Origin of the sequence: Pseudomonas sp. BIGb0558 (assembly GCF_024807515.1) — a bacterium.
Taxonomy (GTDB): domain Bacteria; phylum Pseudomonadota; class Gammaproteobacteria; order Pseudomonadales; family Pseudomonadaceae; genus Aquipseudomonas; species Aquipseudomonas yamanorum_A.
In genome coordinates this window covers 116,440-140,728 of sequence record NZ_JANUEW010000008.1, presented here as the reverse complement: position 1 = coordinate 140,728, position 24,289 = coordinate 116,440, and the positions used below count along the sequence as shown (strand labels likewise).

At 60.3% G+C, this 24,289-nt stretch carries 27 protein-coding genes and 2 pseudogenes; 21 read left to right on the top strand and 8 right to left on the bottom strand.

The genetic code is table 11. The features are described from left to right. The first annotated feature begins 2 nt into the window (after positions 1-2). The 16 genes and pseudogenes from M2400_RS13185 to recX all read left to right on the top strand — a co-directional run bounded on the left by M2400_RS13185 (position 3) and on the right by recX (position 11,607). Positions 3-128 carry a hypothetical protein gene (locus M2400_RS13185; protein ID WP_010170085.1) on the top strand — a complete coding sequence of 42 codons (126 nt, stop codon included), beginning with the start codon at positions 3-5 and terminating at the stop codon, positions 126-128. Further along, positions 128-1,621, top strand: coding sequence for a hypothetical protein (locus tag M2400_RS13180; protein ID WP_259196943.1), 1,494 nt, complete (start codon positions 128-130; stop codon positions 1,619-1,621). The genes M2400_RS13185 and M2400_RS13180 overlap by 1 nt, the downstream gene beginning before the upstream one ends. After that, complete coding sequence (locus tag M2400_RS13175) at positions 1,608-2,846, top strand: DNA circularization protein (RefSeq protein WP_259196941.1); 1,239 nt, start codon at positions 1,608-1,610, stop codon at positions 2,844-2,846. Before M2400_RS13180 ends, M2400_RS13175 begins: the two co-directional genes overlap by 14 nt. A 3-nt stretch (positions 2,847-2,849) precedes the next feature. After that, a complete protein-coding gene (locus M2400_RS13170) occupies positions 2,850-3,887 on the top strand; it encodes a phage baseplate assembly protein (RefSeq protein ID WP_259196939.1) in 1,038 nt (345 codons plus the stop codon). Positions 3,888-3,903: 16 nt separating this feature from the next. Next, on the top strand, positions 3,904-4,413 hold the full coding sequence (locus tag M2400_RS13165; protein ID WP_177132906.1) for a phage baseplate assembly protein V: 510 nt from the start codon (positions 3,904-3,906) through the stop codon (positions 4,411-4,413). After that, complete coding sequence (locus M2400_RS13160) at positions 4,413-4,811, top strand: phage GP46 family protein (RefSeq protein ID WP_259196934.1); 399 nt, start codon at positions 4,413-4,415, stop codon at positions 4,809-4,811. The genes M2400_RS13165 and M2400_RS13160 overlap by 1 nt, the downstream gene beginning before the upstream one ends. Continuing rightward, entirely contained in the window at positions 4,801-5,841 is a 1,041-nt protein-coding gene (locus tag M2400_RS13155; RefSeq protein ID WP_177046820.1) for a baseplate J/gp47 family protein, read from the top strand. The genes M2400_RS13160 and M2400_RS13155 overlap by 11 nt, the downstream gene beginning before the upstream one ends. Next, complete coding sequence (locus M2400_RS13150) at positions 5,829-6,428, top strand: YmfQ family protein (protein ID WP_259196933.1); 600 nt, start codon at positions 5,829-5,831, stop codon at positions 6,426-6,428. Before M2400_RS13155 ends, M2400_RS13150 begins: the two co-directional genes overlap by 13 nt. Before the next feature lie 11 nt (positions 6,429-6,439). After that, a pseudogene (locus tag M2400_RS33575) lies at positions 6,440-6,724 on the top strand (hypothetical protein); the annotation flags it as partial. Between the two features lie 21 nt (positions 6,725-6,745). Continuing rightward, a complete protein-coding gene (locus M2400_RS13145; protein WP_405046194.1) occupies positions 6,746-7,759 on the top strand; it encodes a phage tail protein in 1,014 nt (337 codons plus the stop codon). 8 nt (positions 7,760-7,767) lie between these two features. Next, positions 7,768-8,364, top strand: coding sequence for a hypothetical protein (locus tag M2400_RS13140; protein WP_259196930.1), 597 nt, complete (start codon positions 7,768-7,770; stop codon positions 8,362-8,364). A 49-nt stretch (positions 8,365-8,413) separates the two neighbouring features. After that, positions 8,414-8,938: a glycoside hydrolase family 19 protein gene (locus M2400_RS13135; RefSeq protein ID WP_177115623.1), complete on the top strand. Its 525-nt coding sequence runs from the start codon at positions 8,414-8,416 to the stop codon at positions 8,936-8,938. Beyond that, positions 8,926-9,417 (top strand): annotated as a pseudogene (locus tag M2400_RS13130) (lysis system i-spanin subunit Rz). The gene M2400_RS13135 and the pseudogene M2400_RS13130 overlap by 13 nt, the downstream one beginning before the upstream one ends. Positions 9,418-9,488: 71 nt before the next feature. Further along, positions 9,489-9,989 carry a CinA family protein gene (locus M2400_RS13125; protein ID WP_177046812.1) on the top strand — a complete coding sequence of 167 codons (501 nt, stop codon included), beginning with the start codon at positions 9,489-9,491 and terminating at the stop codon, positions 9,987-9,989. 83 nt (positions 9,990-10,072) lie between these two features. After that, the gene (gene recA, locus M2400_RS13120) at positions 10,073-11,131 is read left to right on the top strand and encodes a recombinase RecA (RefSeq protein WP_003208645.1); all 1,059 of its coding nucleotides are present in this window, start codon (positions 10,073-10,075) and stop codon (positions 11,129-11,131) included. Positions 11,132-11,139: 8 nt separating this feature from the next. Next, positions 11,140-11,607: a recombination regulator RecX gene (recX, locus tag M2400_RS13115; RefSeq protein ID WP_259196927.1), complete on the top strand. Its 468-nt coding sequence runs from the start codon at positions 11,140-11,142 to the stop codon at positions 11,605-11,607. A 232-nt stretch (positions 11,608-11,839) separates the two neighbouring features. On the opposite strand, the gene M2400_RS13110 is transcribed toward recX, so the two are convergent. Then, positions 11,840-12,949, bottom strand: a complete 1,110-nt coding sequence (locus M2400_RS13110) for a TIGR00730 family Rossman fold protein (protein WP_177046809.1) — start codon at positions 12,947-12,949, stop codon at positions 11,840-11,842. A gap of 375 nt (positions 12,950-13,324) precedes the next feature. Further along, positions 13,325-13,765, bottom strand: coding sequence for a PA3611 family quorum-sensing-regulated virulence factor (locus M2400_RS13105; RefSeq protein ID WP_177046807.1), 441 nt, complete (start codon positions 13,763-13,765; stop codon positions 13,325-13,327). A 206-nt stretch (positions 13,766-13,971) separates the two neighbouring features. Here M2400_RS13105 and M2400_RS13100 point away from each other — a divergent pair, with 206 nt between their 5' ends. From M2400_RS13100 to M2400_RS13090, 3 genes are all read left to right on the top strand, one after another. Next, positions 13,972-14,682 carry a tRNA-uridine aminocarboxypropyltransferase gene (locus M2400_RS13100; protein ID WP_177046805.1) on the top strand — a complete coding sequence of 237 codons (711 nt, stop codon included), beginning with the start codon at positions 13,972-13,974 and terminating at the stop codon, positions 14,680-14,682. Positions 14,683-14,935: 253 nt separating this feature from the next. Continuing rightward, on the top strand, positions 14,936-15,586 hold the full coding sequence (erdR, locus tag M2400_RS13095) for a response regulator transcription factor ErdR (RefSeq protein WP_003208636.1): 651 nt from the start codon (positions 14,936-14,938) through the stop codon (positions 15,584-15,586). A gap of 75 nt (positions 15,587-15,661) precedes the next feature. Next, positions 15,662-16,024, top strand: a complete 363-nt coding sequence (locus M2400_RS13090; RefSeq protein WP_177046803.1) for a diacylglycerol kinase — start codon at positions 15,662-15,664, stop codon at positions 16,022-16,024. Here the strand turns inward: M2400_RS13090 and M2400_RS13085 are convergent. Then, entirely contained in the window at positions 16,021-16,947 is a 927-nt protein-coding gene (locus M2400_RS13085) for a LysR family transcriptional regulator (protein ID WP_003208633.1), read from the bottom strand. The two genes, M2400_RS13090 and M2400_RS13085, sit on opposite strands and share 4 nt — an antisense overlap. 124 nt (positions 16,948-17,071) lie before the next feature. On the opposite strand from M2400_RS13085, the gene fpr reads away from it, so the two are divergent. Further along, a complete protein-coding gene (fpr, locus tag M2400_RS13080; RefSeq protein WP_003189055.1) occupies positions 17,072-17,851 on the top strand; it encodes a ferredoxin-NADP reductase in 780 nt (259 codons plus the stop codon). Between the two features lie 81 nt (positions 17,852-17,932). Here fpr and tsaA read toward each other — a convergent pair whose 3' ends face one another. The 5 genes from tsaA to rimO all read right to left on the bottom strand — a co-directional run bounded on the left by tsaA (position 17,933) and on the right by rimO (position 21,983). Then, positions 17,933-18,628: a tRNA (N6-threonylcarbamoyladenosine(37)-N6)-methyltransferase TrmO gene (tsaA, locus tag M2400_RS13075; protein ID WP_259196922.1), complete on the bottom strand. Its 696-nt coding sequence runs from the start codon at positions 18,626-18,628 to the stop codon at positions 17,933-17,935. A 4-nt stretch (positions 18,629-18,632) separates the two neighbouring features. Continuing rightward, positions 18,633-19,094, bottom strand: coding sequence for a DUF1456 family protein (locus tag M2400_RS13070; protein WP_010170047.1), 462 nt, complete (start codon positions 19,092-19,094; stop codon positions 18,633-18,635). 76 nt (positions 19,095-19,170) lie between these two features. Further along, a complete protein-coding gene (locus M2400_RS13065; RefSeq protein WP_003208627.1) occupies positions 19,171-19,881 on the bottom strand; it encodes an rRNA pseudouridine synthase in 711 nt (236 codons plus the stop codon). A gap of 187 nt (positions 19,882-20,068) precedes the next feature. Beyond that, positions 20,069-20,539 (bottom strand): GNAT family N-acetyltransferase, encoded by a 471-nt coding sequence (locus M2400_RS13060; RefSeq protein WP_177079737.1) that lies wholly within the window; start codon positions 20,537-20,539, stop codon positions 20,069-20,071. A 103-nt stretch (positions 20,540-20,642) separates the two neighbouring features. Continuing rightward, positions 20,643-21,983 (bottom strand): 30S ribosomal protein S12 methylthiotransferase RimO, encoded by a 1,341-nt coding sequence (rimO, locus tag M2400_RS13055; RefSeq protein WP_218171121.1) that lies wholly within the window; start codon positions 21,981-21,983, stop codon positions 20,643-20,645. A 301-nt stretch (positions 21,984-22,284) separates the two neighbouring features. Between rimO and M2400_RS13050 the strand changes: the two genes are divergently transcribed. Further along, positions 22,285-24,186, top strand: coding sequence for a potassium transporter Kup (locus M2400_RS13050; RefSeq protein WP_177046797.1), 1,902 nt, complete (start codon positions 22,285-22,287; stop codon positions 24,184-24,186). Positions 24,187-24,289: the final 103 nt, after the last annotated feature.

Below are 24,289 nucleotides of genomic sequence, written 5' to 3'. Positions count from 1 at the left end.
CGGTGGCCTATGACCTGGCCTGGTTCTGGAAGGTTGACCCTGAACAGATGCTGGCCAGGCCTTTGGATACGCTCCGGGAATCCCTGGAGCATGCGCAACGGATCAATGCGATGCAGCAGGTGCAGTGATGGCAGAAGCTCAGAAAGTAGAAAGTACCGCCGTGCGCCTGACCGGCATCGACCAGCTGTCGCCCAAGCTTGCTGCGTTGCAGGCCACCGTCGGGCGCTTCCGGCAGAACCTGGAGCAGACCGGCCTCGGCAAGCTGGACATCGCTGGTTTGGTGAAGGGCGGCGGGCTGGCGGCGCCGTTTGTCAGCGGTATCAAATCGGCATTGGCGTTCAAGGCTGAGGTCGGCGGGGTGAGTGCCGCCGTGGGGCAGGGCGTTACCGAAGCGGCGGCGCAGGGGATGAAGGATTTCAACGCGTCGCTGGACAAGGTCTCGGTGGCTTTCGGTACCGCACTGTTGCCGGCCGTCACGGCGGTGGTGGTCGGGCTGGAGCCGTTGCTGGCGTCGGTGGCCCAGGTGCTCACTGAAAATCCGCAACTGGTGCAGGGCCTGGCTGCCGGCGCGGTGGCGTTTACCGCGATACAGGCGGCCGTCACCGGCGTGTCTCAGGCACTCGGCTTGATGCAACTGGTGCTCAGCGCCAATCCGATTGTGCTGGTTGCCGTCGGCATTGCGGTGGCCGCGGGATTGATCGTCGCCAACTGGAAGCCGATATCGGCGTTTTTTGTCGGGCTTGGCGAGCGCGTGATGTCGGCGATTGGAACCCTGGGCGAGTTTTTTCAGACGGTCTTTGCGTTTCGTCCGCTGGAACAACTGATGCACCTGTGGGGGCCGATCACTGGTTTTTTTGCCGCGCTTTGGGACTTGCTCAAGGCGCTCAGCGTGCCGGTGGTCGAGTTCATGAAGAGCCTGTTCAGTTGGTCACCCTTGGGGCAAATCATTGCCAACTGGGGCGTGATCAGCGGGGTGTTTGCGGCGATCTGGAGTGACTTCAAGCTCACCGCGCTGGAGGCCTTCACCGTCGTCAGCAGTTACTTTGACTGGTCACCCCTGGACAAGATCTCTGCCGTCTGGGGCACCGTAACCGGTGCATTTGCCTCGATCTGGAGCGATATCAAGTTGCAGGCCCAGGATGCCTTTGTGGTGTTGAGTGGCCTGTTCGACGACTGGCATCCGATGGAACAGCTCGAAGCCCTGTGGGCACCGGTACTGAGTTGGTTCACCGAGTTGTCGGAGAAGCTTGCGGTGATCACCGCGCCGATTCGCAAGCTGTTTGATGGTGGGCTGGGTGAAGCGATCAACCGGGCTACCGGCAGTGTGGTGGAGTTGACCACTGAGCAGCAGGCGCGCAATGCCGAAAGCGCGCGTAATCCATCCTGGTTTCGCAAGGGGCCTGAGTTGATTTCGCCGCTGGCGTCCAGCTCCAGTTCGCTGCTGCAACAAACCGCCGCCAACAACCGCACCCAGCTCAATGGCGACCTGCGGGTGAGTTTCGACAATGCTCCGGCCGGCCTGCGGGTCGACCAACCCAGCACCAACCAACCCGGCCTGAGTGTCACCCCGCGTGTCGGCTACCGTTCCCTGTCCCTTGGAGGCTCCAATGAGCTGGCGTGATCGTTTGTTGCCGGCGTCGTTTCGTGGCGTCGGGTTTTGGGTCGACCAGGCAAAAGTCCCGGTCGGCAAGAAGGGCCAGTTGCACGAATACCCTCAGCGCGACCTGCCGTTCTTTGAAGGGCTCGGCCAGCAATCCAGGGTGCATGAGCTGACGGCGTTTGTGGTGGGCGAGGATTGCCTGGAACAACGCGACAAGCTGCTCAAGGCCCTGGAGGAGGGCGCCGGTGAGCTGGTGCACCCTTGGCTTGGACGGTTGCAGGTCAAGGTCGGCGAATGCGAGATGACCCAGACCCGTCAGGACGGCGGGCTGGTGACATTTGCCCTGAAGTTCTATCCCGACGAACCCTTGAAGTTTCCCACGGCAGCGGTCAATACCCGCCAGTTGTTGCTGGTGTCGGCCGACAGTTTGCTGGGTTCGGCAGTACTGCGTTTTGAGCAGGCCGTCGTGCTGGTGAAGCAGGCGCGGGTGGGCATCCAGGCGTTGCGCAATGGCCTGGCAGAGGTTTACCAGGTGATTGAGCAGCAGTTTGCCCCACTGATTCAGTTGTATGGCGACCTGAATGCCTTGGTCAAAGCCATCAAGGAAGTGCCCAAGGAATTGAGCGCCGAGTTCAAGGGCTTGCTCGGCGATGTGAAGGAGCTGAAGGCGTTTGCCCGCACGGGTTATCGCGGCATGTTGGCCAACCTCTCGCAGCAGGTGGAAGCGGCTCGGAATATCGACGTGCCAAAGCTGACCACTGGCAAGGACAGCGTGGCCTCCGTGCAGGCCACCGCCAATCTGGTACAGGATGCGTTGTGGGTGAAGATCGCCCATTGGCTGGCGGATGTACCGGTGGCGACCAAAGCGGTGACCCTCAGCACTACGCCGTCCCTGGCGCAACAGGCGGCACAGCCGGTGCAGCGCCGTGAAGTGCCGGTGGCTGACGATGTGCTGGTGCTGCGTGACCTTCTGAACGAAGCCATGTGGCAGTCCGCATTGAAGGCCGACGCCGGGCACTACGTTGCACTGAACGACTTGCGCCAACAGATGTTTACGCATCTGACGGCGGTGGCTTCGTCTGGTGTACGGCTGGTCAACCTGACGCCGATGCGCAGCATGCCGGCCCTGGTGTTGGCTTATCAGCGCTTTGGTGATGCGACGCGAGTGGGCGAGGTGGTGCAGCGCAATCGGGTGGCGCATCCGGGCTTCCTGCCGCCTGCCGACCTGCAAGTGGTCAGGGAGTAACCCATGAACGATCTGGACAATGCCGTCACCCTGACCGTTGACGGCCTGGACTATGGCGGCTGGAAAAGCGTCGAAATCAGCGCCGACCTGGAACGCCAGTTTCGCACCTTCACCCTCAACATCACCTGGCAATGGCCCGGGCAAACCCTGGCGGTTCCCATCAAACCGGGTGCCCGCTGCCAGGTACGGATCGGTTGCGACCTGGTGCTCACCGGCTTTGTGTTCAAGGTGCCGGTCAGCTATGACGGCAAACAGATCAGCCTGAGTATCGAGGGCGGTTCGCTGACCCAGGACCTGGTGGACTGCGCCGCGATCAACCAGCCCGGTCAGTGGCGTGGGCAAAGTGTGCTGAGCATCGTGCGTGCACTGACGGCTACCTATGGCGTCGAGGTGCTCAGCGAGATTGCCGAGACCACGCGTTTGCATACCCACAGCATCGTGCCCGGTGAGACGGTATTTCAATCCATCGACCGCTTGCTGACGTTGTATCGGGTGTTCTCCACCGACGATGCAGACGGACGCCTGGTGTTGGCATTGCCCGGCAGTGCCGGGCGCGCAAATGACAGCCTGGAGCTGGGCAAGAACATCCTTTCGGCGAATGCTCCGAGGGACTTTGGCTCGGTGTTTTCCGAGTACCGGGTCATCGGCCAGCACAAGGGCGATGATCAGAAAAGCGCGACGGCGGTGAGTGAGGTTTCAGGCATTTCCCGGGCTGAAAAAGCCACGCGAAAACGCGTCACGGTGATCAGCGAACCGACGCAGTTGACGCCTGAGTTGGCCCAGCAACGCGCCGACTGGGAGCGCTCCACCCGCACTGGCAAAGCCCTGACCACCACCTACACCGTGCAAGGCTGGCGGCAGTCCAACGGCGATCTGTGGCGCCACAACCTGTTGGTGCGAGTGATCGATCCGGTGCTGGGTTTTGACCGGGACCTGCTGATTTCCAGGATTACTTATTCGCTTTCCGAGCAAGGTTCGATCACCACCCTGCAGGTGGCGCCGCCGTCCACCTTTGATGCCAATCCGTTGCCCTCTGCTTAACCCCCAAGGAATTTCCATGAGCCTACTGACTCGCCTGCTGGCGCGCGGCACTGTCGTGCTCGCCCACTCGGCCACCAAGCTGCAATCGCTGCAAATGCGCCTGACCGCAGGCGAAGTGAACGACGACATGGAGCACTTCGAACCCTACGGTTTCACCAGCAACCCGTTGGCCGGTGCTGAAGGCATCGCCACATTTCTGGGCGGCGACCGTTCCCATGCCATCGTGTTGGTGGTGGCTGACCGGCGCTATCGGTTGCAGTCCCTGGCACCGGGTGAAGTGGCGATCTACACCGACGAAGGCGACAAGGTTCACTTCAAGCGCGGGCGGGTGATCGACATTGAAACCGCCACCCTGAACATCCGCGCCAGCAGTGCCGTGAACATTGATACGCCGACCCTGACCCAGAGCGGCAAGATCATCTCCCAGGGCGACCAGATTGCCGGCGGTATCAGCCAGATCCAGCACGTGCATGTGGGCGTACAGCCGGGCAATGGCCAGACCGGCGCGCCGGCGGGAGGCCAGTGATGTTTGTCTCCGACAACCTGAAAAATGCCCTGACCCGTTCGGTGCTGATCAGCCTGTTCACCTGGCGCCGTGCCGCGCCGGACGATGCCGTTGACGATGACGAGCGCTTCGGCTGGTGGGGCGACAGTTTTCCCAGCGTGGCCGACGACCGTATCGGCTCAAGGCTGTGGCTGCTGCGCCGGGTCAAGCTGACCCGCCAGACGCAACTGGACGCCGAATTCTATGCCCGCGAAGCCCTGCAATGGCTGATCGACGATGGGCATTGCAGCGCCATCGAAGTCCTCAGTGAACGCCTCGACGCCCAGCGCCTCAACCTGCGCATGCAGCTGACCCTGGCCGACGGCGAGCGCCTGGACATCAACCCTGATAACAGTTGGCAGGTGATCTATGCCGTTTGAAACCCCTTCGCTGCCGGTGCTGATCAAACGCACCCAAAGCGACCTGGCCAGCGATTCGCTGCGCCAGTCCGATGCCCAGGTTCTGGCGCGTACCCTGAGTGGTGCGGCGTTCGGCCTGTACGGTTATCTCGATTGGATCGCTGAGCAGATCCTGCCGGATACCGCTGATGAATCCACCCTGGAGCGCATTGCCGCGTTGCGCTTGAACCAGGCGCGCAAGGCTGCGGTGGCGGCCACTGGCAGCGTGAGTTTTACCGCCGCGGCGGGCGCGGTGCTGGATGTGGACACGGTGCTGCAAGCCAGTGATGGGCGCAGCTTCAAAGTCACTGCTGCCGGCACGACCCACGCCGGCCTCAACACCACCACGGTGCAGGCGATTGATGCCGGCACTCTGGGCAACGCTGATGCTGGGTTGAGCCTGATCGCGGTGCAGCCGCTGCAAGGCATTGGCTCGACCTTTACCGTGCTGGCGCCGGGGCTGACCGGCGGTGTGGCGCGAGAAACATTGGAGTCGCTGCGGGCGCGGGTGATTCGTTCCTACCGGGTTATTCCCCAGGGCGGTTCGGCGCAGGATTACGAGACATGGTCACTCGAAGTGCCCGGGATTACCCGAGCGTGGTGTCGCGGCAATTACCTCGGGCCGGGGACGGTGGGGGTGTTCGTGATGCGTGATGACGACCCGCAACCGATCCCGAATGCAGCGCAGTTGGCGCAGGTGCAAGCCCATATCGAACCGCTGCGGCCGGTGACGGCTGATGTGTATGTGTTGGCGCCCGTGATGAAGCCGGTGGCTTATCAGCTGCGGCTGACACCCGACACCAGCGCCGTGCGTGCGGCGGTCGAGGCGCAACTGCGGGACTTGCACAACCGTGAGGCGGGGCTGGGTGAGACCTTGTTGCTGACCCATATCGCCGAAGCCATCAGCACTGCGACCGGTGAGACCGATCACACACTGACAAGCCCGCTGGCGGACGTTACGGCAGCGACGAATCAGTTGCTGGTGTTCGGAGGTATCACATGGCTGGAGTAAGGACCGCTGGCCAGTATCAAGAACAACTGATCGCCTTGTTGCCCAGCGGTCCGGCCTGGGATCTGGAGACGGTGCCGCAGTTGGAGACGGTGCTCAAAGGCATCGCCGAAGAACTCACGCGCATCGACGCCCGGGCCTGCGACCTGCAAAACGAGATGGACCCGGTGACGGTCAGCGAACTGGTGCCCGAGTGGGAAAGGGTGATGCAACTGCCCGACCCTTGCCTGGGCGTGAGCCCGCTGTACGACGACCGTCGCCTGGCAGTGCGTCGACGCCTGTTGGCGGTGGGCAGCCAGCGCGCCGCGTACTACATCGAAATTGCCCGCAGCCAGGGCTATCCGGACGCCAGTGTCACTGAGCATCGCGCCCCGCGCATGGGCCGCTCGCGGTTTGGTGTCGCGCATTTCGGCACCTGGCAGGCGCACTTCATGTGGATCCTCAACACCGGCGGTCGCCAGCACCTGGGCCGACGGTTTGGGGCGAGCTATTGGGGAGAGCGGTTTGGCGTCAACCCAGGGAATGCCCTGGAGTGTCTGATTCATCGCAGCGCACCTGCTCATACGCAGGTGCACATCAATTATGACTAGAGGATAGAAGCGTGGATTATCCAAAGAGTGTGCCCAGCGTTGGGCTGGTGAATGGCAAGTTTGTGGATGAAAACCCTGTGACGGGGACGCCGGGGAGTTTGATTCCGGCGGCGTGGGGGAATGGGGTTACGCAGGAGATTTTGAATGTGCTGGCGGCGGCGGGGATTGTTCCGGATGAGGCGAAGACCGATCAGTTGGCGCAGGCGCTTAGCGTTTTGAGTGATTGGTTGAAGTTGAAGAATAAGCCGACGACGTTGGCGGGGTATGGGATTACCGATGCGCTGCTGGTTGGACGTACAACAGACCAACGGCCTAGCTTGTCCGCCAGTGATTTGACTGATACCGGTAATGGTCTTGGTGGTGCGCTGGAAATTCGTGAGGCTCAACAGGTAGAAAGCAAAAAACTGACGTTCGAGTACGCCCCGAAAATCATGTTTCATTGGAAGGACCGCTGGGCGAAAGCGTTAGCGATGGATGCTAATGGTGAGATGGTATGGGCGGGGCAGAAAGTTTGGACTGCTGCCAATCTGGATCTGACAAACAAGGCGGATAAGGCAACTACGCTGGCGGGATATGGGATTACCGATGCGTTGGCAGTTGGGCAATATGGATTGGGCGGAAACATAGCTCCCAAAGCGAGTATTGATACGGTGGGGTTGCCGGGAGGTTTTTACTCGTACCTTGATGGTAATACCAGCTTTGCCAACTATGTCGGGTTGGTAAATATTCCTTATAGTGCGGGAAGTCATGCTGGACAGTTGGGGTTTCAACAGGGAAATCTGGATGCCGTGGTCCTTGTCAGAGGCTGTGATCCAAATGGTAAGTGGACGCCTACTCGGCAGTTGTGGCATGACGGCAATCTCAAACCGGGCGACATGTTTCCTGCGGGCACCACTATTCAATATGCGGGTCCTTACCCACCGGCAGGTTTCTTGAAAGAGAATGGCGCAGAAGTTTCACGCACTGTGTACGCAAGACTGTTTGCAGCCATCGGAACGATCTATGGCGCTGGAGACGGCAGCACTACGTTTAATTTGCCTGACAGTCGAGGTGAGTTTATTCGCGGGGTTGATGATGGCCGAGGCGTTGACCCACAGCGTGTACTGGGATCCTTGCAACTGGATGCGATGCAGGGACACTGGCATGGACCACGTCCAGGTACAACCCTAAACGGGAGTCCAGGCAGTTGGAACGGAAGCAACGGTACTAATGGCGGCTACAACATCGGCAGCACGGGTGACCCCGTTACTAACGGTGTAAATGGAGCCCCAAGAACCGGTAATGAAACGCGCCCGCGCAACACTTCCCGTCTTATGTGCATCAAGTACTGAGGTTATTTATGACTAACTCTACTCCTATGCTTTATCAGGCAGATCCGGTGACTGGAGAGTATATCGGTTCTGTGTTTGCTGATTCGGATCCGCTTGTTGAGGGCGAGTGGCTAATTCCAGCAATGGCTTTTACCACCGCTCCTCCAGTTGTCGAACCTGGTTATGCTGCTGTACATGTAAAAGACTCTGAACATATCTGGAGTTTTACGCCTGATTTGCGCGGCACTGTTTATCGAATCGATAACGGCGAGGAAATCAACTGGCATAAATTGGGTGAACTGCCGGGCGACTTTACGCCTCTCCAACGTCCTGATATCAATCACACTTGGGATGGCTCTTCTTGGGCGCTCGATGAACATGCAAAAAACAGTCATGAGTGCGAGGTGGAACGACGCTGGCGGAATTTGGAAATTGAGAATACCAAGTGGTTACGTGAGCGTCACCGCGACGAGTCGGACCTGAAACTGGATACGACGCTGACAGACATACAGTTTGGACAACTGTTGGCTCATCTTCAGCTCTTGCGTGATTGGCCGCAGCACCCTAAGTTTCCAGTGTTTGAGTTTCGTCCTAAAGCGCCGGATTGGATAATTGGGCAGAAGTAGGATCGGAGGTTTTTCCATGCCACTCGCTCAAAGTGACCTTGCGCAGATTATGCCCAACGCCCGCTCCCAAGCGGGCGTTTTCATATCCGCTCTAAACGCCGCTATGTCCCACCACCAATTAACCACACCCAAACGCATCGCCGCCTTCCTCGCCCAAATCGGCCACGAATCCGGCGAACTGCGCTACGTACGTGAACTGGGCAGCGATCAATACCTGAGCAAATACGACACCGGCACCCTGGCCGCCCGCCTGGGCAACTCTCCCGAAGCCGACGGCGACGGCCAGAAGTATCGTGGCCGCGGCCTGATCCAGATCACCGGACGACGCAACTACCTGGCGTGCAGTCAAGCGTTGTTCGGTGATGAGCGTCTGTTGCAGCAACCGGATTTGCTGGAGCAGCCGCAGTGGGCGTGCGAATCCGCCGCGTGGTTCTGGCAGAGCAATGGCTTGAATGAACTGGCTGACAAGGACCAGTTCACCACCATCACCCGGCGCATTAACGGTGGCCTCAACGGTCTGGAAAATCGCATGCAACTGTGGGCCCGGGCGAAGGAGGTGCTATGGGCTTCCTGACGTCGTACCGCCTGCTTGGCTTTTTGCTGTTGTTGGCGGTTTCGGCGGCAATTGCATGGCAGGTACAGGCTTGGCGGTACGGCACGCAACTGGAGTGACTGGAGGCTCTGCACGCCGAAGCGCAAAGCCAGCAGCAACAGGCCGAACAGGACAAACGGCTGGCACTGGAGCAACAACTCAGTGCCAGCGACCAACAACACGCCCGGGAGCTTTCCGATGCACAGCGTGATCAGGCTCACCTGCGGGATCGCCTGGCCACTGCTGATGTGCGGTTGTCAGTCCTTCTCGACACCAGCGACCCCGCCAACGGCTGCGCAATGCCAGCCACCGCCGCCCCCGGCGGCGTGGTTCATGCAGCCCCGCGAGCCCGACTTGACCCGGCGCATGCTCAACGAATTATCGCCATCACCGACGACGGCGATAACGCACTGATCGCCTTGCGCGCCTGCCAGGCCTATGTCCGGGCCGTCGCGCGTTAGTCTCTTGTAACTTGCATGGCCCATCGTCTCCTGTAGGGTAGGCAAACGCCCGCGCACTCCAGGAGACGACCGTGAAGGAAATTACTCAACTCGCCGCTGAACTTGGCCGACGCTTGCAGGTTCTGAATGCCCACGTCACTACGGCCGAGTCGTGCACCGGCGGCGGTATCGCCGAGGCGATCACGCGGATTCCCGGGAGTTCGGCCTGGTTCGAGGCCGGGTACGTCACGTATTCCAATCGCCAGAAGACCCGGCAGTTGAATGTGCCGGAAGCCCTGTTCCCGAAAGTCGGGGCCGTCAGCCGCGAAGTGGTGGAAGCCATGGTCCGCGGCGCCCAGGAGAAAAGCCTCGCGCGTTTTGCCGTGGCGGTCAGCGGCGTGGCCGGCCCCGATGGCGGTTCGCCGGACAAGCCGGTGGGCACCGTATGGCTGGCCTTTGGGGTTGGCGATGAGGTCAGCGCCGAGCTCGAACACTTCCCCGGCAACCGCGATGAAGTCCGCCGACAAACGGTAAAGGCCGCGCTAGAGGGCTTGTTGCGACGAGCTGCAGCAGAAATAGAAAATCAGGGGTAGGCGATCACGGATCTTTGTGGAACAATACTGTCTACTTATACAGGTGTTGGCCGCCAGGCCTTATTGATTACGTGAGGACTTTAATGGACGACAACAAGAAGAAAGCCTTGGCTGCGGCCCTGGGTCAGATCGAACGTCAATTCGGCAAGGGTGCCGTAATGCGTATGGGCGATCACGACCGTCAGGCGATCCCGGCTATTTCCACTGGCTCTCTGGGTCTGGACATCGCGCTCGGCATTGGCGGCCTGCCAAAAGGCCGTATCGTTGAAATCTACGGTCCTGAATCTTCCGGTAAAACCACCCTGACCCTGTCGGTGATTGCCCAGGCACAAAAAATGGGCGCCACCTGTGCGTTCGTCGATGCCGAGCACGCCCTGGATCCTGAATACGCCGGCAAGCTGGGCGTCAACGTTGACGACCTGCTGGTTTCGCAACCGGACACCGGTGAGCAAGCGCTGGAAATCACCGACATGCTGGTGCGCTCCAATGCCATCGACGTGATCGTGGTCGACTCCGTGGCAGCCCTGGTACCCAAGGCTGAAATCGAAGGCGAAATGGGCGACATGCACGTGGGCCTGCAAGCCCGCCTGATGTCCCAGGCCCTGCGTAAAATCACCGGTAACATCAAGAACGCCAACTGCCTGGTGATCTTCATCAACCAGATCCGGATGAAGATCGGCGTGATGTTCGGCAGCCCGGAAACCACCACTGGTGGTAACGCGCTGAAGTTCTACGCTTCGGTCCGTCTGGACATCCGCCGTACTGGCGCGGTGAAGGAAGGCGACGAGGTTGTGGGTAGCGAAACCCGCGTTAAAGTCGTGAAGAACAAGGTGGCTCCACCGTTCCGTCAGGCTGAGTTCCAGATTCTCTACGGCAAGGGTATCTACCTGAACGGCGAGATGATCGACCTGGGCGTGTTGCACGGTTTCGTCGAGAAATCCGGTGCCTGGTATGCCTACAACGGCAGCAAGATCGGCCAGGGCAAGGCCAACTCGGCCAAGTTCCTTGCGGATAACCCGGATGTTGCCGCTACGCTCGAGAAGCAGATCCGCGACAAGCTGCTGACCCCGGCACCTGACGTCAAGGCTGCCGCAAACCGCGAGCCGGTTGAAGAAGTGGAAGAAGTCGACACTGACATCTGAAGCAAACGATGAGTGTTGTCCTCGATACACCCGTCGCCGTAAGGCGCACTGCAATGGATCTGCTCGCACGGCGCGAGCACGGTCGAGTCGAGCTGACGCGTAAGCTGCGTCAGCGCGGCGCAGATCCCGAGATGATCGACGCAGCCCTTGACCGTTTGACGGAAGAAGGACTGCTGTCGGAATCCCGTTACCTCGAAAGTTTTGTCTCCTACCGAGCCCGATCCGGCTATGGCCCGGCACGCATTCGTGAAGAGTTGAGCCAGCGTGGCCTGCAACGTGCTGATATTGAACTCGCCTTGCGTGAGTGCGGCATCAGTTGGCAGGCGCAATTGGAAGATACCTGGCGGCGCAAGTTTGCCGGTCATCTGCCGATTGATGCGCGGGAGCGGGCGAAGCAAGGTCGCTTCCTGAGTTATCGCGGTTTTTCGATGGAGATGATCAGCCGCTTGTTGAGCGGTAAGGATCTGGATGACTAAGCCGGCGGGGTGCTTGGTTCAGGTCATATAGAGATCATATGTGGGAGCTGTCGAGCCTTGGCGAGGCTGCGATGGGATCGCCTCGGTGTACTTGAGAGACCGCAACGCCTGCATCGCAGCCTCGCCAAGGCTCGACAGCTCCCACACTAAATGTGTGTGGCTTGTTCAGGCACAGTTAAAACAAAAAGGCCCGCTATGAAAATAGCGGGCCTTTTTGCGTTTCAGGGGCAGATCACGCCGTCTCCGTCACCCGCTGCTGCGTTTTTCCCTGGGCCTGGGCCCAGTTCTCCGGCAAGTTGATGTAATCCACCAACTCGCGCAACCGTCCCTGATCGCGCCCGTTGAAGTTGAACACCAGCCGCGTCAGATGGCTGAAGCTTGGTTCATCATGCTCTTCACCGGTGTAGGCGATTTGTTGGAAGTCGCCACTCAGTCGCAGGCTGGCAAACGCTTCTTGCAGGTGAGCCAGTGCACGGTCACTCAACGGATGATGCATGCGAATCACAAACTGGCGCTTGAGCCAGCGAGTGGAGTGGAAGTTGGCATAGAACTGATTGATCTCTTCCACCGCCTCTTCAGCGCTGTACACCAGGCGTACCAGCTTGAGGTCGGTGGGCAGGATGTAGCGATTGGCCTCCAGCTGGCTGCGGATAAAGTCCAGGGCGCCTTGCCAGAAGCTGCCGCCGGGTGCATCCAGCAGCACCACCGGAACCAGCGGACTTTTGCCGGTCTGGATCAGGGTCAACACTTCCAGCGCTTCATCCAGGGTGCCAAAACCGCCCGGACACAAGATCAAGGCGTCGGCTTCCTTGACGAAGAACAGCTTGCGGGTAAAGAAGAAGTGGAAGGACAGCAGGTTCTCGGTGCCATCGATGGTCGGGTTGGCATGCTGTTCAAAGGGCAGGGTGATGTTGAACCCCAGGCTGTGTTGCAGGCCGGCACCTTCGTGGGCCGCCGCCATGATGCCGCCGCCACCGCCGGTGATCACCATCAGGTCCGAGCGGGCCAGCACCGCGCCCACTTCCCTAGCCAATGCGTACAGCGGGCTTTCCACCGGCGTGCGCGCCGAGCCGAACACCGTGACTTTGCGTCGCCCCTTGAACTGTTCGAGCACGCGGAAGGCGTGGTCCAGTTCGCGGATTGCTTGCAGGGTGATCTTGGCGTTCCAGCGGCTGCGGTCGTCCTGGGCCATGCGCAATACGGTGAAGATCATGTCGCGATAAAGGGGAATATTCGGGCTGTTGGGCGCAATCAGGTGGAGTTGCGCGTCGACCTGCTGCGTGAGGTCGGTGCCGTTTTCTTGAAATTGGCGGATCAGGAGTTCATTCGGTTCGTAAGGCATTCAACTTCTCCTTCTTCACAGAACCCTGGGTGCCGGCGAGAAATTCGTCGGGACCACGACACTGCATGTGTCGTTGCCTCTGATTAACGAGGTGGGCGAAACCGGTTCTGTATGTTCCTTATGTTTAAAAACCTTTGCACTGCACGCACAGGAGGGCAACCCTCTTTTGCCCTGAAAATGTTACAAAACGGTGTGAAAACCCGCTGTTTCAGGCTTTCGGGATGAATTGATCATGAGCCTATAAAGTCTTGGCTGGCAACCGCTTATTGATCACTTGTGAGGGAGTTTAGACGCTGCCGCGAGCGGGCAAGGGCGGATTGTTCAGAGGGGCATTTTGCGCGCCGCTGGTCAGCGGCGCGCGAAAGGAGGCATCGCTTACTTTTTCTTCTTCGCCGCAGCCGGAGCCGGGCAATCCGCTTCCTGGAATTTCACTGAGGCCACCGGGCGGTTGGTTTTGTTCTCGGTAATCTCGTAACGCATGATCGCGCCCTTGGCCATCAGCTCGCGATAGCCCTTGTTCAGGCACACGCTTTGCCCCAGCTGGAAATACACAGCCTTGGGATTGGCGCGCATTTGCTCGGCGCGATCAGGCTGTACGCTGAGATGATCGATCAGTTGCAAACCTTCGACGGTGTAGGCCACTTCCAGGGTCTTGTCGTCGATTTCCCGGGGCAGGTCCTTGTTGCTTTCCTCTGCGACGCTTTGCAGCTTCCTGTTCAGTTGAGCCTCCAGCAGCGAGGCCGCTTGGGCGCCCAGAGGCAAGACCAGCGCCAGGGCGACGGACGGAACTACAACACGCGACATAAGACGCAGCATGAAACTCTCCTGATTCGGTTACTGGTGCATAGACCAGCCACTGCGCTGAGCGTTCAGTGGCGCGGGATTATAGGTGAGCGCTTGCCACTACGGCCAGCGTATTACCGGGAAGTGCAGGTGGGCGCAGGCGCCTCTGGTAAACTGCGGCAACTTTTGCCTTGCCGAGTTCTATTCGTGTCGATTTCCACTTTCCTGCGGCGCACCCGATGAGCCATGCCGTCTCCCGTTTGCGCACCCAGCGCCTGGCCCGCGCCGTAAAGCCTTTTGTGGCACGGGGTTCACGCGCCGAGCGCTGCCCAGGTTGTCGGGTAATTCCTGAGTATTGCCTGTGCGCCTGGCGGCCCAAGGTCCAGGCCAAATCCGCCATGTGCCTGCTGATGCATGACGTAGAACCGATGAAGCCCAGCAACACCGGCTGGCTGATTGCCGATGTGATCAACGACACCACCGCGTTCCCCTGGTCACGAACTGAGGTTGAACCGGAGTTGCTGACCTTGCTGGCCGACCCGCAATGGCAGCCTTACATCGTGTTTCCCGGCGAATTCGTCGCGCCGGAGCGGGTGGTCAATCAGGTCCGGCTGGAGGAGGGCAAGCGCCCGCTGTTCATTCTGCTGGACGGTACCTGGAGTGAAGCACGCAAGATGTTCCGCAAGAGCCCCTACCTGGAGCACTTGCCGGTGCTGAGCCTGGCCCCGGAGCAGCTGTCGCGCTACAAGCTGCGCCGCTCCAAGCGTGATGATCATTTCTGCACCGCCGAAGTCGCGGCCCTGTGCCTGGAGCTCGCTGACGATCAGGCGGCCAGCGAAGTGCTGGACGCCTATCTGGACGTGTTCAGCACCCATTACCTGGCCGCTAAATTTCAGTTGGCGCTGGACCCGGCCGACATCGTCCATACTCGCCTTGCACCTTATCTATAGGGGTCATGGCCAGCCGACCTTTGCATGATGGCCGCACAAACCTGCAGCCCGCTAAAATGGCCGCGGGCGTAGCGCTTGACCACCCAGGCTGCGCTGGGCATGCTTGGCGCCGATTGGGGCGCTGTCACAGATTGGATACGTCGTGTTTTGACGTTGAGCGCGCCCTTTGGTGACTGCTTGCCTGGCAGCCACCTTGCGCGTTGGCGAGCACTGAACCCATCAGTGCCCCCTAAAAAACAGGATCATTTAATAAATGGCCACATACGAAATCCTGATTGCCGATGACCACCCGCTGTTTCGCAGCGCGCTGCACCAGGCGGTCACGCTGGGCCTGGGGCCGGATGTACGCCTCGTCGAAGTCGCCAGCATTGCCGAGCTGGAAACCCGCCTCACCGAAAAATCCGACTGGGATCTGGTCCTGCTGGACCTGAACATGCCCGGTGCCTACGGTTTTTCCGGGCTGGTGCTGCTGCGCGGGCAATACCCGCAGATTCCGGTGGTGATGGTCTCGGCCCAGGAAGAAGCGTCGGTGGTGGTGCGCTCCAAGGAGTTCGGTGCCAGCGGTTTCATTCCCAAGTCCAGCTCCATGGAAGATATCCAGAAAGCCGTGCGTACGGTGCTGGACGGCGACGTCTCCTGGCCGCCGCAAGCCTTTGAAGAGATCAATGTCTCCGACGAAGCCAAGGCCGCCCGTGATGGCCTGGCCAGCCTGACGCCCCAGCAGTTCCGGGTGTTGACCATGGTCTGCGAAGGCCTGCTCAACAAGCAGATTGCCTATGAGCTGAGCGTGTCGGAAGCGACCATCAAGGCCCATGTCACGGCGATCTTCCGCAAGCTGGGTGTACGAACGCGAACCCAGGCAGCGCTGCTCTTGCAACAACTTGAGTCAATTTCGCAGCATTAAGACGCTGTTCATTCACGTTTTTTTGACTTTGCTTGCTCTAGTTTCCCCACATCTTTTTGCTCAGTTGCCTACTCTATGTCGCCTTTCAAAGGTCAAACCGGTATCAAACGTATCTTCAACGCGGGGGGATATTCCCTGGATGGCCTGCGTGCGGCTTTCACCGGCGAGGCGGCGTTTCGTCAGTTGGTGCTGCTCAACGTCATCCTGATCCCGCTGAGTTTCTTCCTCAACGTCAGCCGGGTGGAACGCGCGTTGCTGATTGCCGTGTGCCTGCTGGCGTTGATCGTCGAGTTGCTCAACTCGGCCGTCGAAGCGGCGATCGACCGGATTTCCCTGGACCTGCACCCCTTGTCGAAAAACGCCAAGGACATGGGCAGCGCGGCCCAGTTTGTCGCGCTGACCATCATTACCCTGGTGTGGGCCGTCATCCTGATCTAGGCGATGGTCGGCAGCACGATCTCGTCGCTGCGTTGCACACCGGCGGTAAAGGAACGGCACAGTTCCAGGAACTCGCGCATGGCCGAGGTCTGGTACTTCTGCTTGTGCCAGATGAAGTAGAACTGCCGGGCCAGGTCCAGGTCCGGGGTTTCCACCGGCACCAGGCTGCCGCGCCGGAAGGCGTCGCGCAGCGCCAGTCGGGAAATGCAGCCAATCCCCAATCCGGATTCCACAGCCCGCTTGATCGCCTCGGTGTGTTCCAGCTCCAGGCGGATATTCAGCGCGCTGCGGTGATGCCGCATGGCCTGGTCAAAGGTCAGGCGCGTACCGGAGCCTTGTTCCCGCAGGATCCACGCCTCATGCGTCAGCTCTTCCATGGTGGCCTGGCCGCGCTTGGCCAAGTGATGCTGGGGCGCGCAGAACACCACCAGTTCATCCTCCACCCAGGTTTGTACCTCGATGTCCGGGTGGCTGCAGTCGCCTTCGATTAGACCCAGATCAATTTCGTAGTGCGCCACCTGATGCACGATATGCGCAGTGTTCTGCACATGCAGCTTCACCTGGCTCTCGGGATGCTGCTGCATGAAGCTGCCGATCAGCAGCGTGGCCAGGTAGTTGCCGATGGTCAGCGTGGCGCCCACCGCCAGGGAGCCGAAGCCCGACTTGCCGTTGAGCAGGTCCTCGATCTCCTTGGCCTGGTCCAGCAGCGCCACGGCCTGGGGCAATAGCTGATGACCGAGGGCGTTGAGGCTCAGGCGTTTACCGGCGCGGTCGAATAATTGGCAGCTGGATTGACGCTCCAGCTCTGTGATCGAGGTGCTGGCGGCGGATTGAGATAAGGCCAGAAGGCCAGCAGCGCGCGAGACGCTTTCCTGCTGGGCGACGGCGACGAAGACTTGCAGTTGACGTAGAGTAAATCGCATATCGATATAACCGATAACCCTTATCTTAATAATCCAGTTAACAGATATTGTCGCCGCCATTAGAATGCTGTGCAATTGCGCATCCAACAGTTGGCGCAGACCCATTTCCAGGAGTCCCCCGTACATGAGCAACATGAACCACGAGCGTGTCCTCAGTGTTCATCACTGGAACGACACTCTGTTCAGCTTCAAGTGCACCCGCGATCCGGGCCTGCGCTTCGAGAACGGTCAGTTCGTGATGATCGGCCTGCAACAGCCCAACGGCCGCCCGCTCATGCGCGCTTACTCCATTGCCAGCCCGAACTGGGAAGAGCATCTGGAGTTCTTCAGCATCAAGGTGCCGGATGGCCCGCTGACTTCCCAGTTGCAGCACTTGAAGGAAGGCGACGAGATCATCATCAGCAAAAAGCCGACGGGCACCCTGGTGCTTGACGATTTGAAGCCTGGCAAGCATTTGTACCTGCTCAGCACCGGCACCGGCCTCGCGCCCTTCATGAGCGTGATCCAGGACCCTGAAACCTACGAGCGTTTCGAAAAAGTGATCCTGTGCCACGGCGTGCGTTACGTCAACGAAGTCGCTTACCGCGAATTCATCACCGAGCACCTGCCGCAGAACGAGTTCTTCGGCGAGGCCCTGCGTGACAAGTTGATCTACTACCCGACCGTCACCCGCGAGCCGTTCGAAAACGAAGGCCGCCTGACCGATCTGATGCGCAGCGGCAAGCTGTTCAGCGACATCGGCCTGCCGCCGATCAATCCTGAAGACGACCGCGCCATGCTGTGCGGCAGCCCGAGCATGCTGGACGAGACCAGCGAAGTGCTGAACAGCTTCGGCCTGAAGGTTTCCCCGCGGATGCGTGAGCCGGGTGACTACTTGATCGAGCGTGCGTTCGTCGAGAAATAAGCGAACCGATTTGCTTTTGTGGTGTGAATAAAAAGCCCGCGTTGCCTTCACAGGCAATGCGGGCTTTTTCATTTCCGGGGTTTACTTGGCGGCAATCACTTCCAGCACACAAATCATCCCCGCCTCGGGATAGTGCCACCGCACATCCACATCCCAGAACTGCGCCCCGTATTCCCGCTCCGGCCCCGGCGTCTGGTATGCCGGCCGTGGATCCTGCGCCAGGCACTGCTCGATCAATGCCACCAATGGCTCGCCAAGGCGCTGAGCGTGTCCTTGCGCTTGTTGCAGCGCAGTCTTCAGCCACTGCACGGGAATCAGCTGCGGCGCGGCGCTGGCGATGCTGTTGCTCGCGGTGTCAACGATGTCTGCGTACGGCACATAGGGCTTGATGTCGAGAATCGGTGTGCCATCCAGCAGGTCGATGCCGGATATCCACAAGCGGCCGTCCTCCACCTTATCCAGCTTGACCACCGACTGCCCGATACCGTTGGGCCGGTGGGTCGCACGGGTGGCAAACACGCCCATGGACTTATTGCCACCCAGGCGAGGCGGGCGCACTTTCAGCCTTGGCTTGTCTTCCAGCGCCTGGTGAAACAGGAACAGCAACCACACATGGCTGACCTGTTCCAAACCCTGCACCGCCTCACCTTGGTCGAACGGCGCCACCAGCTCCAGCACGCCCCGGGCGGCAGGCGCCAGTTGGGGCTGGCGCGGGATGGCGAATTTCTCCTTGAAACAGGAGCGGACAAAGCCGATGGGTGAGACGCTGTAGTTCACGGGCTTAGGCGCGAACGCGCAGGGTCAGGCCCTTGAGGAAGTTGCGCAGCAGCTGGTCACCGCAGGTGCGGTAGTTGGTGTGGCCGAACTTGCGGAACAGCGCGCTCAGCTCAGGCTTGGACACCGGGAACTCGGAGGCCTTGAGGATCGCGTGCATGTCGTCTTCCTTCAGTTCGAAGGCCACCCGCAGTTTCTTCAGGACGATGTTGTTGGTCACCGGCAGTTCGATCGGCTGCGGCGGACGGCTTTCGTCCTTGCCGCGCTTGAAGATCACCAGGCCGTCGAGGAAATGCGCCATGACTTCGTCCGGGCAGAACACGAAGCCTTCTTCCTCGTCTTTCTTGAGGTAGGTCAGCAGGTCGTCCTTGGTGACTTCCATGCCGCCGAGCTTGGTGATCTCGACCATCTTGTTGTCGCTGATGTCGAGCATGTAGCGCACGCTGCGCAGTACGTCGTTGTGAATCATGTGGGCAATCCTGGTCATTCAACTGTGGACACCGCCCAGGCAGGCGGTATCGAGAGATTCGGCGGCGAAAAAAGTCTTAGAACTTTTCTTTGCCGGACAGATAGCGCCATTGGCCCACCGGCACTTTGCCGATGGACACTCCGCCGATGCGGATGCGTCGAATGGCGACGACTTTCAGGCCGACGGCTTCGCAGAACAAGGCAATCACACCCGGTTGCGGGTTTTTCAGCGCAAAGCGCAGGCGGTTCTCGTTCTGCCAACTGGCTTTCACCGCCGGCAATTCCTTGCCTTTGTAGGTCAGGCCGTGGTTGAGGCGGTTCAGGCCGTGGGCGACCATGTCGCCGGACACCTCCACCACGTATTCCTGTTCGATCTTGTTCGCGTCAGCGGTCAGCTTGCGCAAGATCTTCCAGTCCTGGGTGAACACCAGCAGGCCGCTGGCCTTGGCTTGCAGGTCGCTGCTGGCGGTCAGGCGCAGGAAGTGGCCTTTGAGCGGGCGCTTGCTGAAGCGGTGTTCTTCCGACAGGGTCTCGGCGTTGATCGACGCCATGGCCGTCTCGGCGTCCACGCCGGCGGGGGCGTGGAACAGGATGGTCACTGGCTCCGGCGCGGTGGCCTTGGCTTCAGGGTCGAGCTCGACCTTTTGGGTAGTGACCTTGAACTGCGGCTCGTCGATCACTTCGCCGTCCACCGTGACCCAGCCGCCTTCGATGAACAGCTCAGCCTCCCGACGGGAGCAACCGACCAGTTCGATGAGGCGTTTGGAGAGGCGTAGGGGTTCAGTCATGACAAGGGCCGAAACAAAAGGGGGCGGCTATTGTACCTGTGTGGCGCCGGTTAATCCCGGCTCCATTTTGGCGCTGTGGCTTTTTGTGGGAGCTGGCTTGCCTGCGATGGCATCGCCTCGGTGTATCTGGCATACCGGGGGAGCCGCATCGCAGGCAAGCCAGCTCCCACATTTGATCCTTGTTGTGTCAGCCGCTGCGAGCTTGTTGTACCTGTTTAAGGCGCATGTGCAGCAACGGATAAGGCTGGCCCATGCCGTCGTGCTCCGTGCGTCCGATCACCTCGAAGCCCTGCTTGAAGTAGAAGCCCAAGGCCTGCGGGTTCTGCTCATTGACGTCCAACTGGTCGGCGTTCATGCACTCGATGGCATAGCGCAGCAACTGCCGGCCCAGGCCCTGGCCACGGTGTGCGGGGTCGATGAACAGCATCTCGACCTTGCCCGCCGCCACTCCGGCAAACCCGGTGATGCGCTGGCGTGAGTCCTTGGTGCAGATCAGCATCACCGCGTCGAGGTAGCGGGTCAGCACCAGGGTTTTCAGCAACTCGATGTAACTGTCCGGCAGGAAGTCATGGGTGGCCCGCACCGATGCCTCCCAGATCCGGGTCAGTTCCTGATAGTCGCTGGATTTGGGTGTGTGGATAACCGAATGCTGACGCATGCCCGCTGCCCCTTGCCGATAATTGGCGCCGATGGGCAAAACGATAGACCTAAAAAAGCCCCGCATCTTGTCCAGAGGCAGGGCTTTTTCAATTCTTTACATCTTATGCACGCTTTTCAGCCCACAGGTCGTACTCGTCGGCGTCGGTCACGGTGCACCAGACCTTGTCGCCCGGCTTCAAGCCGCTGGCATCGTCGATGAACACGTTACCGTCGATTTCCGGCGCATCGAAGAAGCAACGGCCAACAGCGCCTTGCTCGTCGACTTCGTCGATCAGTACTTCGATCTCGCGGCCGACGCGCAGTTGCAGGCGCGCCGAGCTGATGGCCTGTTGGTGGGCCATGAAGCGCTCCCAACGGTCCTGCTTGACGTCGTCCGCAACGATGGCCGCGTCCAGCAGGTTGGCCGGAGCACCTTCCACCGGCGAGTACTGGAAGCAGCCGACGCGGTCCAGTTGGGCCTCGGTCAGCCAGTCCAGCAGGTACTGGAAATCTTCTTCGGTTTCGCCGGGGAAGCCGACGATGAAGGTGGAACGGATGATCAGGTCCGGGCAGATCTCGCGCCAGTTCTTGATGCGCGCCAGGGTTTTGTCTTCGAAAGCCGGGCGTTTCATGGCCTTGAGGATTTTCGGGCTGGCGTGCTGGAACGGGATGTCCAGGTACGGCAGGATCTTGCCGGCGGCCATCAGCGGGATCAACTCGTCAACGTGCGGGTACGGGTAGACGTAGTGCAGGCGCACCCAGACGCCGAGGCTGCTCAGGGCTTCGCAGAGTTCGGTCATGCGGGTTTTCACCGGCGCGCCGTTCCAGAAACCGGTGCGGTATTTCACGTCGACGCCGTAGGCGCTGGTGTCCTGGGAGATCACCAGCAGCTCTTTCACGCCGGATTTGACCAGGCGCTGGGCCTCGTCAAGGACGTCGCCCACCGGGCGGCTCACCAGCTTGCCGCGCATCGAGGGGATGATGCAGAAGCTGCAGCTGTGGTTGCAGCCTTCTGAAATCTTCAGGTAGGCGTAGTGGCGCGGCGTCAGCTTGATGCCTTGTGGCGGCACCAGGTCGATCAGCGGGTTGTGGTCCTGGCGCGGCGGCACCACATCGTGCACGGCATTGACCACTTGCTCGTACTGCTGCGGGCCGGTCACGGCCAGCACGCTCGGGTGCACGTTGCGGATAGCGCCTTCTTCCACGCCCATGCAGCCGGTGACGATCACCTTGCCGTTTTCCTTGATGGCTTCGCCGATCACTTCCAGGGACTCGGCCTTGGCCGAGTCGATGAAGCCGCAGGTGTTGACCACCACCACGTCCGCGTCCTGGTAGGTGGACACGACGTCATAACCTTCCATGCGCAGTTGCGTAAGGATGCGTTCGGAGTCGACCAGAGCCTTTGGGCAACCCAGGGATACAAAGCCGACCTTGGGGTTGGCTTTTGCGATGGTGGTGGACATGTCTAACCTCGGTATTGAATGACGCCGCCAGTCGTGCACGAAAGGCTGCGGATGGGCACTTGGTGTGCCTCTGATCAAAAAGTGCGCAATTCTAGCGACGGGAATCGCTCTTGACCAGCTTTATGCAGGGAAATACGACGAGTGCTGCGCTATGCTTCGCGCCGTTGCACCTGAGTGAATTTCCTCGGTCAATAAATCGTCTGTAACGAGAAGTAAAACAGCGCATGCTGTGCACAGCATAGGCGCCCGCAGCAGGCGCGCTGTTTATAAAAGACCGCAGGTCAAAGGGCAGGAGTGGTTGATGGGTCAGGCAAGTAGTCAGGCGGCAGGTGCCGAGCAGTCCAACGCAAAGCCGATCGGCATGCTGGTGGCGGCAGTGGGGGTGGTTTACGGCGATATCGGCACCAGCCCGCTCTACACCCTTAAAGAGGTGTTTACCGGCGGCTATGGGGTTCAGGTCAACCATGACGGCGTGCTGGGGATCCTGGCGCTGATCTTCTGGTCGCTGATCTGGGTGGTATCGATCAAATACATGCTGTTCGTGCTGCGCGCCGATAACCAGGGCGAAGGCGGCATCATGGCCTTGACCGCGTTGGCGCGACGGGCGGCGGGTGAGCGCAAGCGATTGCGCAGTTTCCTGGTGGTCTGTGGCCTGTGCGGCGCAGCGCTGTTCTACGGCGACAGCATGATCACCCCGGCGATTTCCGTGTTATCGGCGGTGGAAGGCCTGGAACTGGCGTTCGATGGCCTGGAAAAGTGGGTCGTGCCGATTGCTCTGGTCGTGCTGGTGGCCCTGTTCCTGATCCAGAAACACGGCACCGATCGCATCGGCAAGTTATTCGGGCCGGTGATGGTGACCTGGTTCCTGGTGCTGGGCGGCCTCGGCGCCTACGGCATCACCCAGCATCCGGAAGTACTCAACGCCATGAACCCGATGTGGGGCGTGCGTTTCTTCGAGGCTCACCCGGGCATTGGCGTGGCCATCCTTGGCGCGGTGGTGCTGGCGTTGACCGGTGCCGAGGCGCTGTACGCCGACATGGGCCACTTCGGCCGCAAACCCATCGCCCGCGCCTGGTTCATTCTGGTGTTGCCGGCGCTGGTGCTCAATTATTTCGGCCAGGGTGCCCTGCTGCTTGGCGATCCTGAAGCCGCGCGCAACCCGTTCTACCTGCTGGCGCCGAGTTGGGCGCTGATCCCGCTGGTGGTGTTGTCCACGCTGGCCACGGTGATCGCGTCCCAGGCGGTCATCTCCGGCGCGTTTTCCCTTACCCGCCAGGCTATCCAGCTGGGTTACATCCCGCGCATGCATATCCAGCACACCTCCAGTGCCGAACAGGGCCAGATCTACATCGGCGCGGTGAACTGGTCGCTGATGGTCGGCGTGATCCTGCTGGTGCTGGGTTTCGAGTCCTCCAACGCACTGGCATCGGCCTATGGCGTAGCGGTGACCGGCACCATGTTGATGACCACTATCCTGGTCTCGGCAGTGATGCTGCTGCTGTGGAAATGGCCACCGATCTTTGCAGTACCGGTCCTGGTCTGCTGCCTGTTGGTGGACGGGCTGTACTTCGCGGCCAACGTGCCGAAGATCGTCCAGGGCGGCGCCTTCCCGGTACTTGCGGGCATTGTGCTGTTTGTCCTGATGACGACATGGAAGCGTGGCAAGCAACTGTTGGTGGACCGCCTCGACGAGGGCGGCCTGCCGTTGCCGATCTTTATCAGCAGTATCCGCGTGCAGCCGCCCCATCGCGTGCAGGGCACCGCAGTGTTCCTCACCGCGCGGCCCGACGCCGTGCCCCATGCACTGCTGCACAACCTGCTGCATAACCAGGTACTGCACGAGCAAGTGGTGCTGTTGACCGTGGTCTACGAGGACATTCCGCGGGTGCCTGTCGCCCGCCGCTTCGAGGTGGATGCCTACGGCGAAGGCTTCTTCCGGGTGATCCTGCATTTCGGCTTTACCGACGAGCCGGACGTGCCCGAGGCGCTGAAGCTGTGCCATCTGGATGACCTGGACTTCAGCCCGATGCGCACCACCTACTTCCTCAGCCGCGAAACCGTGATCGCTTCCCGCATCAAGGGCATGGCGCGCTGGCGCGAAGGCTTGTTCGCCTTCATGCTCAAGAATGCCAACGGCAACCTGCGCTTCTTCAAGCTGCCGGTTAACCGGGTAATCGAGCTGGGTACCCAGGTAGAAATGTAAGCCCTGGCAGCGTCCCCCCGTAGCCGCTGTCGAGCCTTGGCGAGGCTGCGAGGGGCGCGACCCGGTCCAGAGGTCTGACCGTGAAGCGGTGGTGCTGCCGACG

What these genes read in the sequence shown, in the direction of transcription:
- M2400_RS13180 (WP_259196943.1), top strand. Translation starts at nt 128, where the DNA reads ATGGCAGAAGCTCAGAAAGTAGAAAGTACCGCCGTGCGCCTGACCGGC.
- M2400_RS13175 (WP_259196941.1), top strand. Translation starts at nt 1,608, where the DNA reads ATGAGCTGGCGTGATCGTTTGTTGCCGGCGTCGTTTCGTGGCGTCGGG.
- M2400_RS13170 (WP_259196939.1), top strand. Translation starts at nt 2,850, where the DNA reads ATGAACGATCTGGACAATGCCGTCACCCTGACCGTTGACGGCCTGGAC.
- M2400_RS13165 (WP_177132906.1), top strand. Translation starts at nt 3,904, where the DNA reads ATGAGCCTACTGACTCGCCTGCTGGCGCGCGGCACTGTCGTGCTCGCC.
- M2400_RS13160 (WP_259196934.1), top strand. Translation starts at nt 4,413, where the DNA reads ATGTTTGTCTCCGACAACCTGAAAAATGCCCTGACCCGTTCGGTGCTG.
- M2400_RS13155 (WP_177046820.1), top strand. Translation starts at nt 4,801, where the DNA reads ATGCCGTTTGAAACCCCTTCGCTGCCGGTGCTGATCAAACGCACCCAA.
- M2400_RS13150 (WP_259196933.1), top strand. Translation starts at nt 5,829, where the DNA reads ATGGCTGGAGTAAGGACCGCTGGCCAGTATCAAGAACAACTGATCGCC.
- M2400_RS13140 (WP_259196930.1), top strand. Translation starts at nt 7,768, where the DNA reads ATGACTAACTCTACTCCTATGCTTTATCAGGCAGATCCGGTGACTGGA.
- M2400_RS13135 (WP_177115623.1), top strand. Translation starts at nt 8,414, where the DNA reads ATGCCCAACGCCCGCTCCCAAGCGGGCGTTTTCATATCCGCTCTAAAC.
- recA (WP_003208645.1), top strand. Translation starts at nt 10,073, where the DNA reads ATGGACGACAACAAGAAGAAAGCCTTGGCTGCGGCCCTGGGTCAGATC.
- recX (WP_259196927.1), top strand. Translation starts at nt 11,140, where the DNA reads ATGAGTGTTGTCCTCGATACACCCGTCGCCGTAAGGCGCACTGCAATG.
- M2400_RS13110 (WP_177046809.1), bottom strand. Translation starts at nt 12,949, where the DNA reads ATGCCTTACGAACCGAATGAACTCCTGATCCGCCAATTTCAAGAAAAC.
- M2400_RS13105 (WP_177046807.1), bottom strand. Translation starts at nt 13,765, where the DNA reads ATGCTGCGTCTTATGTCGCGTGTTGTAGTTCCGTCCGTCGCCCTGGCG.
- M2400_RS13100 (WP_177046805.1), top strand. Translation starts at nt 13,972, where the DNA reads ATGAGCCATGCCGTCTCCCGTTTGCGCACCCAGCGCCTGGCCCGCGCC.
- erdR (WP_003208636.1), top strand. Translation starts at nt 14,936, where the DNA reads ATGGCCACATACGAAATCCTGATTGCCGATGACCACCCGCTGTTTCGC.
- M2400_RS13090 (WP_177046803.1), top strand. Translation starts at nt 15,662, where the DNA reads ATGTCGCCTTTCAAAGGTCAAACCGGTATCAAACGTATCTTCAACGCG.
- M2400_RS13085 (WP_003208633.1), bottom strand. Translation starts at nt 16,947, where the DNA reads ATGCGATTTACTCTACGTCAACTGCAAGTCTTCGTCGCCGTCGCCCAG.
- fpr (WP_003189055.1), top strand. Translation starts at nt 17,072, where the DNA reads ATGAGCAACATGAACCACGAGCGTGTCCTCAGTGTTCATCACTGGAAC.
- M2400_RS13070 (WP_010170047.1), bottom strand. Translation starts at nt 19,094, where the DNA reads ATGATTCACAACGACGTACTGCGCAGCGTGCGCTACATGCTCGACATC.
- M2400_RS13065 (WP_003208627.1), bottom strand. Translation starts at nt 19,881, where the DNA reads ATGACTGAACCCCTACGCCTCTCCAAACGCCTCATCGAACTGGTCGGT.
- M2400_RS13060 (WP_177079737.1), bottom strand. Translation starts at nt 20,539, where the DNA reads ATGCGTCAGCATTCGGTTATCCACACACCCAAATCCAGCGACTATCAG.
- rimO (WP_218171121.1), bottom strand. Translation starts at nt 21,983, where the DNA reads ATGTCCACCACCATCGCAAAAGCCAACCCCAAGGTCGGCTTTGTATCC.
- M2400_RS13050 (WP_177046797.1), top strand. Translation starts at nt 22,285, where the DNA reads ATGGGTCAGGCAAGTAGTCAGGCGGCAGGTGCCGAGCAGTCCAACGCA.